The following is a 349-nucleotide window of genomic DNA, read 5'->3' as shown; positions in this document are numbered from 1 at the left end:
GACTGGCTCCTGGTTCTCCGGAGATACGTGCTGTTCTCGGCCGTCGCACATCTGGTCTGGGAGATCGGCCACATCCCCTTATACACCATCTGGCTGGAGGGAACCTGGGGCGAGATCGCCTTCGCGATCGTGCATTGCACGGGTGGGGACATTCTCATCGCAATGAGCACGATGCTCTTGTCGCTCTTCCTGGTTGGGGATGCGACGTGGCCTTTTGAACGGGTACGCCGGGTTCTGGTCGTGGCTGTGGCGTTCGGCGTCGCCTACACGGTCTTCAGCGAATGGCTGAACATCGTCGTTCGAGCGGCCTGGGCCTATCGGGAGATCATGCCGGTCGTTCCGATCCTCG

The 349-nt window shown here is 61.0% G+C and carries 1 protein-coding gene; it reads left to right on the top strand.

The annotated features are described in order from the left end of the window. A partial coding sequence (locus tag JM664_RS18465; protein WP_227421412.1) for a hypothetical protein occupies positions 1–349 on the top strand: 349 nt, incomplete at both ends.

The sequence above is a fragment of the Roseitranquillus sediminis genome (assembly GCF_016918935.1).
Taxonomy (GTDB): Bacteria; Pseudomonadota; Alphaproteobacteria; order Rhodobacterales; family Rhodobacteraceae; genus Roseitranquillus; species Roseitranquillus sediminis.
This window is presented reverse-complemented; position numbering and strand designations above follow the sequence as displayed.